Here is a 15,910-nt window from a genome sequence, read left to right as displayed (position 1 = left end):
GTTTGACTTGAAACACTGACGGCAAAAGTATTTTTGCCAATCATATTTTTGGCGAAGGTATTGTTAAATGGTACTTTATTAAAAACCTTTGAAGGACATCAAGCGGGAATTTGGGGTGTGGCTTTCAGTAATGATAACCAGACCATTGCTTCAGTTGATGGGGCTGGTGTGATCAAATTATGGGATCGAAATGGAAACAATCTTAAAAGCTGGATAGGACATCAATCTGGAATTTGGGGTGTTAAATTTAGTCCAGAGGGCAAAACTCTTGTTTCTGCTAGTGCCGATAATACAGTTAAATTGTGGAAACTAGACGGCACTAACCTAAAAACTTTTACAGGACATAGCGGTGAAGTTAATGCTGTTGCCTTTAGTGCTGACGGTACAATGATTGCTAGCGCAAGTGCAGATAAAACCGTCCGCGTATTTAGAACCGATGGTACAAGTATAAAAATTCTTAAGGGACATGATGGGGTGGTTAGGGGAGTTGCTTTTAGTCCTGACGGTGAAATTGTTGCCTCAAGCAGTGAAGACGCAACAGTTAAACTTTGGCGCCTAAAATCCGGTTTCATGCAAAAGCTAACTGATTACACTGCTGCCATTTGGGGAGTAGCATTTAGTCCTATTCTTTCTTGGAACCCTTTGGGGTCTGCTCAACTTTTGGCAACAGGAAGCACAGACCACACACTCAAACTATGGGGTCGAGATGGCATACTAGTGAAAACGATCAAAACGCAAAATGCTCTTCGTGCTGTTGCAATAAGTCCCAATGGTAATATTATCGCCGCTGGAGAAGATGACGGTACGGTTACACTGTGGCAACTTGATGGTACTTTGGTTAAAACTTTGAGAGGACATACTGGTCTGGTTACAGATGTGGCGTTTAGTTCTAACGGTGAAATGCTGATCTCAGCAAGTGAGGACAAAACTGTTAAACTATGGAAACTAGATGGAACTTTGTTAAAAACTTTTTTGGGGCATACTGCGAGAGTTTGGAGCGTAGATTACAGCCGTGATGGTAAATTTATTGCTTCAGCAAGCGCTGATACTACTATTAAGCTGTGGCGGACAGATGGCTCTTTATTGAGAACACTAAAAAGTCATAAGACCGCTGTCTGGGGTATTGCAATTAGTCCTGATAGTCAAAAAATTGCCAGTGCAAGCTATGATGGTACTGTTAAAGTATGGCGCGCTGATGGAACTTTGCTCTTAACCTTAAATGGGGATAGAGTTGGTTTTACAAGAGTTGCGTTTAGTCCCGATAGTAATATCATTGCAGCAGGCAGTGCTGATAATACAGTTAAACTTTGGAAAATTGACGGGACGTTACTAACTACGCTACGAGGTGGACATACTTCTCTACCCATGAAGGTAGCTTTTAGCCCTGATAACAAATTTCTCGCTTCCGCAGGAGACGACCAAACAGTAATTGTATGGAATTTAGAACAAATTCTTAATCTCGATTTACTTAAATATGCTTGTAATTGGACGCGCGATTACTTGCATACTAATATAGAGGTAGATACTGGCGTCATACATCTTTGTGATGACAAGTTAAAAGTTAATACTCTCTCCCTTCAAAGCAAGCAAGTCGGCGCCCAATACTCTGCCTACTCCTACTAGTACCTCTATTATAATACCACTTTACTACCAAGTTGCTCGGCACCAAGATAAACAATGGGTATTTATACAGGCTAGTAATAACGCATGACATTAGGAAACGGCGCCAGCAAAGAATAGAACTATAAAAGTTAATTTACATTGTACAAAAATTTAAACCCTGCTTGGCATCTTCCAAAGGACAGCTTTGGCAAGGAGACTACCGATATCCGTGAGGCAATACATGGAGAGGTATTTTACAATCATTACAACCTACCTCCTAACTTGCACATTCAAAAAATCCATATACAATAAGGGTTCCAAAAAATGTGCTAGTTTCATATTTTACTGGAGCGCTTGCGGCGCCAGTCAGAGGCTTATATCTTGCACCTACACCCTATAAGGGTGGGACTATACGAACAAAGCCTGCCGGGAGCAGGCTAAAAAGGCTATTTTATCGTGTTATTGATAAAAATTTATGTTTATTGTAAATAGAGAAATTAAGTATTAATACGTTGGTGCATTCCGGTGAGCTACCACGCTTTTCAATAGAGGATACCTTTAAAGGATTTGGAACTTCTCTTACATCAGTGGCAAGAGAGCTTTTTAAAATCAATGGCGGACAAGAAGGATATTACTTGGCTAACATTCTCGACAAACAATATTACTACTGCGGCAAAAATTCTTATGATGTCAAAGCCAAATTAAATGAGTTGGGAATCACTAATGACCACCATTAACAAGTGTATGACAAAATATGACATAATTACACACTCTACGGCGCCTTTACTCAGTTGCCGCCAAAACCCGCGCGCGAAACTGCCTGAGTCCTTCAATTTCTTCCCTCAAAGCACTTGTCTTGTTTACCTCTTCTTCCAATCTTTCAAGCCTTAACTTAATTTGCTCTATCTCCGATAAATCACAAGGTGCCTGTGCAACATACTTTTGCAAAAGCCCAATCAGTACATCGGTATACCTTTTATTTTCAGCTTGTGCTTTAGCCATAAAAGCTTCTTTAAGACTGCTGTCTAACCTAAAAATTATTCTTTCGTCTTTCACACATCTGCTCCAACTCTAATTCCTAATTATAAGAAATTTTAAGTTTTTCGTCATATATTGGCATACACTATTGCTTGTTGGCATACAAAGTTATACAATGTTATTATCACAGCCTCTGAATAAGTTTATGGCTAAACCTGCTGATATTGGTACAAAACGATTAATTAGTCTTGCCCCAGAAGATTGGGTAAGATGGGTAACACAACTTACCGATTTAACGGTAAAAGAAATTGTGAATGCAGAATTTCAATGGATAAGTAGAGAAAGTGACGTACTAATCCGTGTTACCAATAAAAAAGGTAAAGATTTCCTTGTGTTGAACGAGTTGCAGTTGCGCTACAAGTACACCATGCCAAGACGGATGCGAGCATACATAGCACTGTCAGAGGAGAAATACAACTTGCCAGTTTTTCCTGTGCTAATCAATATCTTGAAAGATAGTGATGCTACAATTCCTGAGCGTTATGAGTCAACCTTTGAGGGGATATACGCATGTCAAGACTACCGCGTTATTAACCTGTGGGAGGTAGATGTGGCAACGGTTTTTAATGAACCTATCCCGTCACTATTACCATTTGTGCCAATATTGAATGGAGGAGATAATCAAAGTACGATTAGAGAAGCATTGAAGTTGATTCGTACAGATGACAAATTAAACCAATTTGAACCAGTCTTAGGTTTTTTTGCTAGTTTTGTATTAGATAGCGTTTTAGTACAACAGATTTTAAGGTGGGATATGGCTATATTACAAGAATCGCCTTGGTATCAACAGCTTACTGAAGAAAGCGAAAAGCGGGGACAACAAAATGAAAGGTTGTCAAATATTCGCATGGGTTTAGAAGCCAAATTTGGCGCCGATGGTTTAGAGTTAATGCAGCAGATTAATGAAATTTCAGATTCCGAAAAGCTAACAGAAATTTTGCGCTGTATTATGACTGCTCAAACTTTGGGAGAAGTACAGCAAGTTATGTAAAATTCTTGCTGTATATATAGATGGGTTAGGTTGAGTTTACAATTATTATTGTATATTTATCCTGCCCTAATTAAACATTATTTAAAGGTTTATAAATGAAAGAAAAGCAGGCATTAATTTATAGACAGTCACAGCTTCCTGCAATTACTTACAGCATGGATTTATTCAACTTATTCTGAGTTAACTATTAATGCTTCTTGGTCGTCAAGCAGGCAAAACCAGTCTACCCCTTCCAACTCTATTGACTCTTCATATCCGTCGGATTGTAATATCTCTTTAATTAAATCCTCTACATGCATTTTACGAATAGCTACAACAAGAGCGCAAGTCTCTACAAACTTCATTCCAGTTTTCAGCATTTGAAAGTTTATCTATCAATATTACTTCTGTCATATGAGTTTTAGACACTCGTCTCGTGTTGCAAAATTTATTAGAAGGTAAGGATTTTAATGGTATCGACCCCTTAACCCAATGGTACATCCAAAGCATGGGATACCTTTGAAGCGCGCGAGTTTCCTTTTGACGAAGCGAGACAACTTGCTTTAGCGGTAGGTGGGTTTGATGTTTCCGACTTGGTTAAAAAACATAAGCTACTTAACTCCGAAGCGCGGTTACTGTAAATTACTTACTCCCGAACAACGTCTGAAAAAGCGCGCGCCATTATTAAATTATCGTTTTGTTACAGGTGCCAAAAAGATGCGACTAAATATTACCAGATTTATTGTTTATTACGTATTTATCGCAAAAAAAGCGCTGTTTTAGAGAATAAATATGTATGTTGAGTGTCGTTTTGATACAATGCTATATTACCACTCCTCGACAACAACTTTCAAAAGCGCACAAATAGGTGCTTTGGGCTTGTGCCACAAAAGATTATAGAATTTGACCCTTGTTAACCCCAGTAGACTTGGAAAAGTCCAGCCAAAAAGCATTACAGTACCGTGCATGGTGAATAGACCATTGTACACAGTGCGGTCAACAAGGTCAGATTGTGGAGTGAGTAATTCACCCCTCATAATCATTGCAAAAATGCCACCAACGAGTAGAAATATGAATGAGGTTACAAGGTATTGAATGCCAATAACTTTGTGGTCGTGGCTAAAGCTAAAGTAAGTTTTCCAGGTTGTGGGGGGAAGATAGTGATGTTTCTCAATCACAACGCTGGAACTTTTCTCAACGTTGATGTTTGCCATAATTATTTAGGTATGGTTATTTAGTAAGGACTGAAGTCCTTACAGAATTAGGAGCTTGGTAATTAACAATGGGAGGCGCCGCAGGTTCAACACTTTGCCAACCAGTTTTAAAGGGACTATCCTTTGTGAGGGCATATTCGGTAGCAGCTTGGTTAATAGCAGGCGCCGGTTCTTGGCTAGCAGCTTTCTTCAACCAGTTTTTGTAATTCTCAAGCGAGTCTACTACTACATTTGCTTCCATTGTGGCGAAGTAAGTACCGCTAAATTGTGAATCCATTAAACGGTATGTACCTTCGCGCGTTGGAGTAAATTCAAAGTCGATTTTGTTCTTGGGAATAATATCTTGTTTGACTCGGAAAGCAGGTACAAAAAAGCCGTGGAGAACATCTTGAGATTCTAAAGCCAAATGAACTCGTTCGTTTACAGGTATATGTAGTTCTGTACTGGAAACGTTTTTGTAAGGGTAGTGAAACTCCCAAGCCCATTGTTTCGCTATAACGTTGATAGGTTGAGTTACATCAATGTCTGGTTCTTGTTCGGTAGCTCTAGGTTTTTTGTTCCAAAGTCCATCCCAAGGTGCCGCTGCTGCTGAGTCCATACCCATTGGTATGTGGAGGTGGTGTTCCATTGGGCCGCGAATGGACATTTGGTCATAGATTTGGTAACTGTAACCAGCAATCCAAATTACTAGTACTATAGGGATTGCTGTCCATACGACTTCGAGGGTAATATTACCTTCGATTGGAGGACCATCGCTAGTATCATGTTCTGCCGCGCGATGAAATACAACGGCATATAATAATGCAGCAGTTACACCAAAGAAAATAAATGAAGCGAGTACTACGAGAAAACTAAATAAATCGTCAATGAGTTGCGCTTCGACTGTAGCTTGAACAGGGAACCAAGAATAAGCTTGCTGTCCCATCCAAAGACTTGCCGCAGTCACTACAACTGTACCAACGGTCAGTGCTGAAAGGTTCCGGGTGTTCATGGTAATGGGCAATCGATTTTTCTTACTTCAACAACAACTTGTGAATATTTCCACCATTACGCAATATTGAATCTGCTGTATTATGTACACCAAATTCTGCGGCAAGTTGGGCGCCTAATGTACCGTGGAGATACAAGACAAACATAATTGCTAATCCTGCTACTAAGTAACCCCACTGAACTTGACGGTCTTCGTCTTTACGCCATTTGAAGCGCTGAAAACCTCTCCATATAGTCATGCCAGCGATAATAGCGAGTAGTAAAACACCACCTACTCCGTGCCACAGCATTGTTTCCATTGCGTGGAGTCCCCAAGCAGAAGTTACATCCATATTTGGTTCAGCGAGCATCATTTCGTAGAAACCTGCTGCAACTGTAAAAAATGTAATGATGGATGAACCAAGCATGTTGTACCAGCCAACATCAAAGAAGTTAGACTGAAGAGCTGGTAGTGCCAAGAATTTGAATATTGGTTGTTGATATGGAAAGAGTACACCAACAAAATCAAACGTAATGCCGATAATAAATAACCCTAGGGTTAAGTGTACTAAATTTGGGTGAATCGGAATAATATACGGTAAACCATTGGCGCCAAGGTGCGCGCGTAATTGTTCAATGAGTCCAGTTTCCATTACAGTAATCCTTCTTTGAGTGCTTCAACAACTGGAACTGTGTGTAAGCCGTATATCCAAACGAGTTCATCACCGAGGAAGACTTGCACAAAGACTAAACCAGCTAATACTAACCCCACACCTAAGTAGGGAGCTGGAAGTTTTTCTGGGGTTTTCAAACGAATCACATATCGCCAACCTGTAATTGCAGCAATAATTCCAGACAATGACCAACCAATTAGTGTGTGTACACTCAATACAGGTTGTGCCATATCATATGGATGTGCAAGTCCAGCTTCAAACTGACCAAAAATGATTGCCACAAACACAGCAACGGTGGCAAGACACATATTCCACCAACTCACCTCGAACAAACGCGCGTTCTTAGTAAAGTAACCAATAACGTCACATACGAAAGCAAATAACACCATTGCAATCACAAAGTGAACAATAATGGGGTGAATAGTGTCGGGATATGGTAGACCGTGGTCGTTCAACTTTTGTAGAAGCTCAAACATAATATTCTCCGAGGTACACCTAAGCAGCTAAACTTTTGCACGAAACAAAACTTTACAGTTACCTCAATTGTTAAGGAATTCAAGAATTAAAAAAGTTCAAATGGCGACTTTTACTATTGATTTTTAATGTTCAGGGTGAGATTGTTTGTCCAATGTTTTATACTTACAGACACCAAAAACCTATGTAGAGATGTGATATATCGCGTCTCTACAACGTTGGTTTTCACGTATCAAAGCCAACCTATACAAATATTTGTTACCCAACGCGCGTAGTATTTCATCGACTTTTATATGCAAATAGCCAGAAGAAATAAATCCATGTATAGATAACAGCTTTAATCTATTTGTATAATTATAGCTTTATATTTCCTTAATCATGATTAAGCAAGTCAACAAATGTACTGCTTTAATAACAATAACAAATTTCTAAATGTTATTTATAAACATTCATAAAAAATGTTTTTGTATATTAGTCTATATTGATAGATGAAGATGTAACTATAAAAAAAAAGCCTGCATAAGCAAGCTTTTTATGTATATATTGAGGTTTTGCTTTTTTAGTACTTAAAGAAATTAACTAGCGAATGCAAGCTTTTTTCATCTGACGCTGAACTTTAAACACACCACCAACAGCTAGCAAACCAAATATTACTCCAGGTTCAGGCACTTTAGAAGATGTAGGTTGAGGAGCTACACCTGCAAGCGTGACTTCGTAATTACCATTGTGGGATATACCGTCTGTTTCAGTTAGTCCAGATAGTGTAGCATTATGGCTGTAAAGGATTTGCGCTTGACCATTGTTATAAGCAACTTTAACTAGTTCGCTTGCCTGTAAAGGTGTATTAGAAGAAATTCCTAACAAAGGCGCCGCATCATAATGACCTGCTAACCCAATTCTAATTAGTCCATCATTATCTTGATTAACATATGATATATTGGGGTCACTGAACCTTTGGAATCCTCCAGCAAGTAGGAAAGCGGTGAAGGTTGTTTGATTAGCTGTGGCGCCATACTTGGATAAAGTCTCAGTAAACCAAGAGGTTGCTGTATTTGATGGGTTATACAATGAACTAATTGCTGCTAAACGCTGATTATCGTTTAGTGCATTACCTAAGGCTGTTTTTACATTTGCTACAGTTGATGCACCAAACCAGTCTGCTGCTGTAAGACTGCTAATAGTGATTTGTTTTCCACCAATTTGACCATTCAGGCTTGTAACTTGGTTATAATTGAGGAAATTGTTGAGCGCTAGAAAACGCTGCAAAGCGTTTGAATTTGAGTTTGGAGAAAGTAATGATTGCTCACTGCTTGCGAATAGTTCAATATTACCAGTCGGATTACTAGCATCACCAGTTAAGATTTGTTCTAAACTCGCACTGTTATTCTGAAACGTCTTGCCATCTTTCGCATCATATTTAATGTAGTCACTGCCAGTAACACTAACGTTTGTTATACCGGAGGCAAATGCTGGAGCGCTTGCAACTGCGCTGATGCTAGCAGTGATGGAGGCGCCAATCAAAAGTTTCTTAAAAGCGTTATTCATCTTAAATCCCCTATGATTTTCTGTGTAAACTTTTATACAATGTACAGTTCTAGGTTTCCCTAAAACAGAATCATTTTTTGAAATGGTCAAATCGCATTGTTCACAAAGGTTGCAAATCGTGAACAAGTAAACACAGTATAAGAGATCAAGAATCTTTATTAGGTGAAATTCATATGAATTGTCAATAAAATACCAGTAAAATTTAATGCACTAATGTTACTAGTTAAACAGTAATATTACGTAAGTAGTATACCTAAAGTATGTTTGTAGTGCTGTCGGAGTGAAAAATACTCCGATTCAGATTATTATTGTTCAGTTAACAGCTTTGTATACTTATCAAGCGCACACTGGAACGTATATTTTTGCTCGTACAGTTGACGCGCGTTTTTGCCCATTGCCTTAGTTCTTTGAGAATGTTGTACTAGTTCCTTTATCACCTCAGCAAGTTTTTGAGGGTTATTAGGAGGGATGTTAACTCCACAATTGTAAGTTGTTAATAACTGGTCTATATATGAGTTTGGAGAAGTAATCGCGATAACTGTTCTTCCTGCTGCTAACATTCCGTAGAGTTTAGATGGTGCAACAATCGACTCGGCGCCTGGAATTAGACTGACGAGGGAAGCATCACAAGCGGTCAGGGAAAGTGGAAGTGTTTCTCGGTCTTGGAAAGGTAACAAAAGTATGTTTTTCAACTCATATGTTGCAATTGCTTCTTTTAAGACTTTAGTTTTTATTCCTTCACCAATAAAAACAAATTGAATTGGAGCGTCTTTGAGTAACTTTGCTGCAATCGCGATAGATTCAATATCGTGCAGTCTACCTAAGTTACCTGAGTATAAAACTGTAAATTTTTCATCAAGATTGTATTGTTTAGCAAACCAATTGTTTTCCTTCCCTATTGGTGAAATATTTTCAATAGCCCAATTTTCAAAAACTTGTATTTTGTCTTTGATGTCAGGATATTTTAGTTCTAAAAAAGCTTGCATTGAGCTACTGAGAACAATTATATTTTGCGAATATTTACAGGTTAAGTGAATCAGCCAACTAAAAAACTTGAATAAAATTCCTGGTGACTGCAACACACCAGTCATGAGAGCAGATTCAGGAAAGATATCTTGTAGTAGAAAGCAATATTTACCTCTTTTTAAGAATTTAAAGCAAATACCCAAAATACCTGCATAGGGTGGGTTAGACGCAATTAAAAGAGGTACATTTCGCGGTTGTTTAAAAATGAGGTAAGTAAACGCTCCTAAAATATAAAATATTGAACTAGCAATTTTGCTGATAATACTAGTACTAGATTTAATTGGAGAAAACGCACGATTTATATTTACTTGATTTAAAGATTCTGGAATAGTAAGACTCGACTGAGTTTCTGTAACAACATTCAAAGTATAACCGCGCGTGACTAGTCCCTTAGCCAAATCTGTCATTAATTGAGCAGTGGCAGAAAAACTAGGGTAAAAGTATTGAGTTAAAATAGTTATTGATTGCATATTTTTAGTATAAGAATTAAAGAGCTAACCCTGATTTAATTCGTTTAAGTTCAATAATTTTTACTACTGTCATAAACTCATACATTGCATAAAGGAGGCAAAAAAAGAAAGCCTGCCATCCTTCTAAAAAACCTAATCTAAGAATATACATCTGGATAAAACGAACTATCGGACGTAAAAGCCAAAATTTTGCAGCGAGTAGTCGTAATTGAAGCTTGCGATTAGTCGCTAAACTACTAACCTCACGTGTTTCTAGAAATTTCATTACGTTTTCTGCATCCCAGCTAGAGTAACGGTCGTGTCGCTCTAGCCAATCACTAAATCTTTTAGAATTAGCAAAGTGGTCATAAGGAATTGCAATTTTACCGACTCTTGCATTGTTTGTAAAGTGTTCCCACACTCCACCAGCAAAAAAGACTTCTCCTCGTTTTACAAGACGAGAATGCCAGTTTGGGTATCCTTGAGTAAGCTTTAACCACTTTCCCCAAAATAAGTAGCGGGCAGTAAGTTCAAAAGCATTATAGGGATTGTTCTTGTCAGCACAAACCTTTTGAATTTCTGTAGCAAGTTCTGGAGGAACTGTTTCATCAGCATCGACGAATAAAACCCAATCGAATTGTAAATTACAGTTATTCAAAGCCCAGTTACGTTGTTCAGCAATGATAAATCGAGGACTTTGAATATGAGTAAAAACTTTCACTCCGAGTAATTTTGTTAACTCTATTGTTCCATCAGTACTTCCTGAGTCTACAATAACTATTTCTTGACACCATTGGAGTGAGTCGATACAACGTTTGAGATTGACTACTTCATTTTTAGTGAGAATAACAGCACTTATATTTGTATTCATAATATAATTACTCCCTTGTACAATAAAAATAGCCTAGAGATGAGTGATCTGTACGTTTTACTGTAAAGCCTTGAGCTTTGATAGTTTTCTCTAATTCATTGACATTACCTTCACTTGGGTGATATTCTATGACCATTTGTTTAACCGATTTAGTCCAAGTTAAATCTTCTTGAAAGAATGAAAATTCTCCACCTTCAACATCACATTTTAAGAAATCACAAGTACCAACACGAGATATATATTCATGAATGTTAAACTCTTCAATTTTCGGATTTGATTTGATTAGAGATTTTGTCCAACTATTGTAGAAGCCACCTACAACAGCACATTGAATTTGTACTCTATTTTCATATCCATTTTTAGTAGTATTATGTTTTATCGCATTAACAAATTCTGATTGTGCTTCTACTGCATGAACTTGTGCATAAGGTGCTTCTGCTAATGCAAAAACAGTAAAAGCGCCTCCATTGGCACCTAAATCAAGAATATGACGGGCTTCTTTTAATCGACCTTTTTCTACGTAACATAAATGCCCATATATTTCACGTACTACCCCAAACCCTAAATTATCGAAATGTAGTTTCTTGTTATCCCACAAAACATCAAACGAGTCTCCGAAAGCTTTATCTAAAGCCCATAAACTTTTAGTTTTAGCAAGTGTAACTAAATGCGTAAGTGTTCCAGACAACCAACGAGTAAATTCACCTAATGGTAAAATCTTACTAACCAACCATACTTCTTTAAGAAAAAGATTAAATTGTGCTAACATAATTATCTCCTAAATAATTTATTTTTGTAATGTATAACATAAACATACCTATTAAATTTATTGTATAATTTTTAAGTTAATAATTTATTATGTATGATTGTTTAAAAGGTCAATATAGTAACTTTCAATATGCTTGGCAATTTTTTCGATTAAAAACAATGATTTTATCCATGCTCTTGAATCAAAATTTGCTTTTTGTAATTGACTAGGTAATTGGATTAAATCTCGAATTACGTTTGTCCATTCACTTGCAACGCGCGGACATACCCAGCCCATACCAGCTTCAGCAACTTCATTATGAAGTCCAACCTTGTTTGATATTAAAACTGGACAGTTACAGGATAAGGCTTCTATGACAACATTGCCAAAGTTCTCGTGCCGACTGGGTAAAACAAATAAATTTGCAGCAGAGTAAATAGCTGATAATTGCTCTGGCTTACATCTATCTAAAAAATGAACCTGCTTTAATAAGTTTACAGCTTGAAATTGTGCCATCAGTTCTTTTTTCGTACCATCATCATCGCCTCCAACAAAAATCATTTGCCAATTTAGTCCCCGCAGTGGAGCGAGAGTCTTTGGTAGTAAATCTAATCCCTTTTTATGGTGCAGGCGCCCGACATTTAAAATTACAAAGTCATCTTCACTTAATTCATACGATTTTCGCCATCCTTTTGACTCATCTGGAGCATGTCTCCAAAATTTAGTTTCTAAGCCATTAGGAACTATGAAAGCTTGCCCAGGTAGACGTAACCATTGGCATTCTTCTAGTTCTTGCTTGCTCGTATAGTGAATAGCTGCGGCATTTCTAACGTTAAAACCTTCTTGCAATAAGTAGTAAGCTAGCTTTTTTGCTGTTTTTTGCCGCCAAGAGTAAGGTCCAAGGGCGCCTCGTGGTGAGACAATATAAGGAATGCCGTGTTTTTTTGCGGCTTTACAAGCTGCTGTACTAGTACGTTGCCAAACACCTGTAACATGAATAATGTCAAATTCCTTTGCTCTTGCTGTAACTGCTTGCTCCATACCTGGGCAATGAATACCCATTCCTGGTTCTTTTACAAAGTAAGTGACTTTAACACCGTTGCGAATTATTGGTTGGTTAAGAGGTAATTCAGTTTGGTTTTCCAAACCAGCATTGGAAGTGAAGACCTCAACTTCATGGCCGAGGTTTGCTAATCCTTCACAAAGTTGGCTAACGCTGAGAACGGGACCACCAAATTTCCATGCGGGTGCATAGACAGGAATATAGTGTAGTATTTTTAACTTTTTTGATGTCATTTGCCTAGCTATGTTGGTGAAGATAGAAACCAAGGCTAGTAAGTGCCCAATAACGACGAGCTTGTTTAGCTGGGTCTCCTATTTTTAAATCTCGTTCTAATTGTTCAGTGTTGAGCTTAAAATCATAGGTCTGGTTTAGATATGTAAAGGCTGTATGCATACACTCTCGTAGTGAGGAACTTAAGTATAGGTTGTAGTCTAAATCAAAGCCTGTTTTTTGACGTTTTAAAACATTTTGAAAGCTTTTGGGAATCTGACTAGCTAATAAAGGCTTTTTTTGTGCTTTTGTAGTCCGTTTTTCACTCCAGGGTATACCACATACTGTTTCTATATAACTTTTTCCTAGATATGGAACACGTAGCTCTTGCTGGTTTGCCATTGTTGCCCAGTCGCTATCTCTCAATAAGGTGTTTTGTAAATAACCTTCAACTTCACTCAGACAAATTTGAGTTTCAATATCAAAATTTTGACTAATATCGGCTTTATGCTTACAAGGCATTGTAGTCTGCTCATAATCTTGGGCGCCAGTCCAAAAGTCAGATATTTGATTGGGTGTGAAGTAACGGCGAACTTCATCCACCATTTGTCTAGGTGAGTTGCTCCGTTGTAACAAAAGTTGGAGTCTTTCTCTATATATAGAATTTTTACCCCAACCCTTTACCTTTTCTATACAAGGCAAAAAAACAGACTTCATAATGCCCACTTTTTGTGCAAATTTATATAAAGAAACTAGAGAACTGAAATGGGGATAGCCTCCATGTAGTTCATCTGCTCCACTACCACTCAAGACAACTGTAATATCATATGCACGTGAAGCTCTGGATATTAGATAAGTATTAGTACCATCTGAGGATGGTTGATCCATTGCAGCAAAGCTATCGAGTAACCAAGTAGCAAGTGTTTCTTGGGAAAGATCAGCTGTATAGTGCTTTAGATTTAATTGTTGTGCGGTCATGGCTGCCAGAAAACTTTCGTTTTTGCTGGAATTCTGTAAATCAAACGTAAAAGTGGACATTCTATTGTTGCTGATTGGGGCAAGCGAGCAAGCTAAAGCTGTGCTGTCTATTCCAGATGAAAGAAACAAACCTACGGGAACTTCTGCAATTAGCTGATTTTTAAGCGTAGACTGCAAAACTTCTGTGTGAGTATTTTGGCTTGCTGATGGTGGTGTTATCTGTGTTTGTTTATAGAATAAGTCTCCAAGATTCCAGTAACGAACTTGTTGAGTTAATGTAACTCTATCTTGCTGTAAATCAACCCAGGAATAATGGGCTGAAGGAAAAGCTTTAATTGCTTGTCGAATAGTTCGAGGTTCCTGTATAGACCCATAAACAAGATAATCGTAAATGCTTTGCTCATCCCAGTCAGTTGCTACTAGTTCAGAACTAATTAGCGCTCTAACTTCTGATGCAAATGCAATACCTCCTCCCTGAGTATAAGCATAGTATAGAGGCTTGATTCCAACATGGTCGCGCGCTACTAACAACCGTTGACGATTTTGGTCAAACAGCAGAAAGGCAAACATCCCATCTAAACGTTCAATAAGTTTTTCTCCCCAGACACGGTAGCCTAACAATAGAACTTCCGTATCGCTTTGGGAGTGAAATACTAAACCGTGAGCTTTGAGTTCTTGGCGTAGTTCCAAAAAGTTGTAAATTTCTCCATTAAACACTACTACATTGCCAGTGATAACATCGACCATTGGCTGGTGTCCAGCTGGAGAAAGGTCAATAATTGCTAAACGGGTATGGAGTAAATGAATTTGTTTGGCACCTAGATTTGCTTTCCAAGTTCCTTGAGAATCTGGACCCCGATGATGCAATGCTGCTAAAACTCTTTCTGAATTTAAATTTTCGGCGCCGATGTACCCAAATATTCCACACATACTTATGTACTATTAAATTAATTAATCTACTGTTTACTTTTGTGTAAGAATTGAATCAATAATTGTGTGACACCTCTTCTCAAAATTTTGATCTGAGAAGTAATCTAACCCTTGCGGAACTACTCCTTTTGGACGTTTTAAAGCTTCTATTATTCCAGCTTTAATTTCCTCTGGACTATTAGGGTCAACTATAATACCTAATAACCCATTTCGCACAGCTTCCCTTCCACCATCTAGTTTGCTGGCAACTACAGGAACACCACATGCCATTGCTTCCAAAAAGACAATACCAAACCCTTCTCCTTTGCTAGGCATGACGTAAGCATCTGCGAGTCGATAATGATCTGCTTTTTCTGTTTCAGGCACAAACCCTGTGAATATAATATGTTTCTCAATTCCTAAAGAACTAGCTTTTGCTTCTAGTCTTGTGCGGTCATTTCCTTCACCAGCAATAATGTAGACCAAATTTTGAATTTCTTGAATGAGACTAGGTAATATTTCTAGCACTTCATCAAAACCCTTATAGCGTTCATGACTGTCGAGGCGCCCTAAAGTCATTAAAGTCGTTTTACCCTCTAATTGATAGCGTTTTAATAAGTCATAATTTTTTTCCTTTGGCGTAAAACACTCAAGGTTAACCGTATTAGGCAGTATAAATTCTTTGATATAGTTCAACTTTGTCCAGGTTATAAAACGCTTATTTGTTAGTTCACTTACTGAAATAATACTAGCTACTGCTTTAAGTAAGTAATTAGATAATTTATTAGGAGATGGGCGCCAAGCTTCATACCCGTGGAGTATTAGAATGATTGGTGAAGGAATCCAAAGACTTACTAGATATGCAAGAGGAACAAAATTAATATGTCCGCATATAATTAAGTCGATTTTAGGTTTTTGCTTTAGGACTTTTAGCATTGCCATAATAAAGCTTAGTTTTCCCATTGAGCCTTCTATAACATAAGTTAATTTATCAGGAAGTAAATCAATTGGGTCTACTACTTTACGGGGAATAGCAACAACTTCTTGGGAATGAGGGTATGTGCATAAGGCTTTGATAAAATCTCTATTGAATTTAGCTATGCCTCCACGTCCACCAAATGCATCTGAAACCAGGGTAAGAGTTATCATGATTTTTAAATAATCTGATAA

16 protein-coding genes and 1 pseudogene are annotated in these 15,910 nt (G+C 37.8%); 4 read left to right on the top strand and 13 right to left on the bottom strand.

The window, feature by feature from the left end:
* Window positions 1–33: 33 nt before the first annotated feature.
* Window positions 34–1,623 carry a WD40 repeat domain-containing protein gene (locus tag AC2JBO_RS15195; protein WP_496954489.1) on the top strand — a complete coding sequence of 530 codons (1,590 nt, stop codon included), beginning with the start codon at window positions 34–36 and terminating at the stop codon, window positions 1,621–1,623.
* Window positions 1,624–2,114: 491 nt separating this feature from the next.
* Window positions 2,115–2,339, top strand: coding sequence for a hypothetical protein (locus tag AC2JBO_RS15190; protein WP_496954488.1), 225 nt, complete (start codon window positions 2,115–2,117; stop codon window positions 2,337–2,339).
* A gap of 46 nt (window positions 2,340–2,385) precedes the next feature.
* On the opposite strand, the gene AC2JBO_RS15185 is transcribed toward AC2JBO_RS15190, so the two are convergent.
* Entirely contained in the window at window positions 2,386–2,658 is a 273-nt protein-coding gene (locus AC2JBO_RS15185; protein ID WP_496954487.1) for a hypothetical protein, read from the bottom strand.
* A 127-nt stretch (window positions 2,659–2,785) separates the two neighbouring features.
* On the opposite strand from AC2JBO_RS15185, the gene AC2JBO_RS15180 reads away from it, so the two are divergent.
* Window positions 2,786–3,631: an Rpn family recombination-promoting nuclease/putative transposase gene (locus AC2JBO_RS15180; protein WP_496954486.1), complete on the top strand. Its 846-nt coding sequence runs from the start codon at window positions 2,786–2,788 to the stop codon at window positions 3,629–3,631.
* A gap of 170 nt (window positions 3,632–3,801) precedes the next feature.
* Here the strand turns inward: AC2JBO_RS15180 and AC2JBO_RS15175 are convergent, their stop codons facing one another.
* Window positions 3,802–3,990, bottom strand: a complete 189-nt coding sequence (locus AC2JBO_RS15175; protein ID WP_496954485.1) for a hypothetical protein — start codon at window positions 3,988–3,990, stop codon at window positions 3,802–3,804.
* Between the two features lie 202 nt (window positions 3,991–4,192).
* Between AC2JBO_RS15175 and AC2JBO_RS15170 the strand changes: the two genes are divergently transcribed.
* Complete coding sequence (locus tag AC2JBO_RS15170) at window positions 4,193–4,393, top strand: hypothetical protein (RefSeq protein WP_496954484.1); 201 nt, start codon at window positions 4,193–4,195, stop codon at window positions 4,391–4,393.
* Between the two features lie 131 nt (window positions 4,394–4,524).
* Here the strand turns inward: AC2JBO_RS15170 and AC2JBO_RS15165 are convergent.
* The 11 genes and pseudogenes from AC2JBO_RS15165 to AC2JBO_RS15115 all read right to left on the bottom strand — a co-directional run.
* Window positions 4,525–4,824: pseudogene (locus AC2JBO_RS15165) on the bottom strand (cbb3-type cytochrome c oxidase subunit I); the annotation flags it as partial.
* A 16-nt stretch (window positions 4,825–4,840) separates the two neighbouring features.
* On the bottom strand, window positions 4,841–5,815 hold the full coding sequence (locus tag AC2JBO_RS15160) for a cytochrome c oxidase subunit II (protein ID WP_496954483.1): 975 nt from the start codon (window positions 5,813–5,815) through the stop codon (window positions 4,841–4,843).
* Between the two features lie 22 nt (window positions 5,816–5,837).
* Window positions 5,838–6,446 carry a DUF2231 domain-containing protein gene (locus AC2JBO_RS15155; protein ID WP_496954482.1) on the bottom strand — a complete coding sequence of 203 codons (609 nt, stop codon included), beginning with the start codon at window positions 6,444–6,446 and terminating at the stop codon, window positions 5,838–5,840.
* Window positions 6,446–6,943, bottom strand: coding sequence for a DUF2231 domain-containing protein (locus AC2JBO_RS15150; RefSeq protein ID WP_496954481.1), 498 nt, complete (start codon window positions 6,941–6,943; stop codon window positions 6,446–6,448). The genes AC2JBO_RS15155 and AC2JBO_RS15150 overlap by 1 nt, the downstream gene beginning before the upstream one ends.
* Before the next feature lie 577 nt (window positions 6,944–7,520).
* Entirely contained in the window at window positions 7,521–8,486 is a 966-nt protein-coding gene (locus AC2JBO_RS15145; RefSeq protein ID WP_496954480.1) for an NF038130 family PEP-CTERM protein, read from the bottom strand.
* Between the two features lie 305 nt (window positions 8,487–8,791).
* Window positions 8,792–9,982, bottom strand: a complete 1,191-nt coding sequence (locus AC2JBO_RS15140; RefSeq protein ID WP_496954479.1) for a glycosyltransferase family 4 protein — start codon at window positions 9,980–9,982, stop codon at window positions 8,792–8,794.
* Between the two features lie 16 nt (window positions 9,983–9,998).
* Window positions 9,999–10,832 carry a glycosyltransferase family 2 protein gene (locus AC2JBO_RS15135; protein WP_496954478.1) on the bottom strand — a complete coding sequence of 278 codons (834 nt, stop codon included), beginning with the start codon at window positions 10,830–10,832 and terminating at the stop codon, window positions 9,999–10,001.
* Between the two features lie 7 nt (window positions 10,833–10,839).
* Window positions 10,840–11,601 carry an FkbM family methyltransferase gene (locus tag AC2JBO_RS15130; protein WP_496954477.1) on the bottom strand — a complete coding sequence of 254 codons (762 nt, stop codon included), beginning with the start codon at window positions 11,599–11,601 and terminating at the stop codon, window positions 10,840–10,842.
* Between the two features lie 87 nt (window positions 11,602–11,688).
* Window positions 11,689–12,876 carry a glycosyltransferase gene (locus AC2JBO_RS15125; RefSeq protein ID WP_496954476.1) on the bottom strand — a complete coding sequence of 396 codons (1,188 nt, stop codon included), beginning with the start codon at window positions 12,874–12,876 and terminating at the stop codon, window positions 11,689–11,691.
* Between the two features lie 4 nt (window positions 12,877–12,880).
* A complete protein-coding gene (asnB, locus tag AC2JBO_RS15120) occupies window positions 12,881–14,761 on the bottom strand; it encodes an asparagine synthase (glutamine-hydrolyzing) (protein ID WP_496954475.1) in 1,881 nt (626 codons plus the stop codon).
* A 33-nt stretch (window positions 14,762–14,794) separates the two neighbouring features.
* On the bottom strand, window positions 14,795–15,889 hold the full coding sequence (locus AC2JBO_RS15115; RefSeq protein ID WP_496954474.1) for a glycosyltransferase family 4 protein: 1,095 nt from the start codon (window positions 15,887–15,889) through the stop codon (window positions 14,795–14,797).
* Window positions 15,890–15,910: the final 21 nt, after the last annotated feature.

It is taken from the genome of Calothrix sp. CBUCES-K 9914, assembly GCF_059640475.1.
The sequence above is the reverse complement of the archived record's forward strand: the minus strand, read 5'-3'. Positions and strand labels throughout refer to the sequence as shown.